This window comes from Mesorhizobium sp. M00.F.Ca.ET.216.01.1.1 (assembly GCF_004010325.2).
Taxonomy (GTDB): domain Bacteria; phylum Pseudomonadota; class Alphaproteobacteria; order Rhizobiales; family Rhizobiaceae; genus Mesorhizobium.
Genome location: NZ_SADR02000263.1, coordinates 1 through 360, shown reverse-complemented (window position 1 = coordinate 360; position 360 = coordinate 1). Strand labels below are relative to the sequence as shown.

Below are 360 nucleotides of genomic sequence, written 5' to 3'. Positions count from 1 at the left end.
CCGGCCCAGACGTCGTCGAGTGAAATGCCGCGCAGTTCGTGAATGAGCAGCCACAGCGAAAACACCACGGCCGCTATGCCGATGACCGGCCAGAAATAACGCCTCCAGTTCATGGCGTCGTCGTCATGCGGTTAAGCTCATGGAGATGATGTTGCCCAGACCCTTTCGAACCCTCGTCTGAGACATGCCTGATTGAAGCCGGCTATTCAACCGGCAAGAGATTGCCCCAGCGTGACGTCGTCAAAAAACGGACCACCCGCTCTTGGTGATTGCGGATCGCGCTGCTAGTCTGTCCTCAACTTGAAACAAATCGAGGTGCCTGCTGCGTCCTTCCCGGTTCGCGCGGCGCCGAAAGGAATT

The 360-nt window shown here is 57.5% G+C and carries 1 pseudogene; it reads right to left on the bottom strand.

Annotated features, from left to right (window positions below):
- Positions 1-113 (bottom strand): annotated as a pseudogene (locus tag EN859_RS40055) (UPF0104 family protein); the annotation flags it as partial.
- Positions 114-360 lie beyond the last annotated feature (247 nt).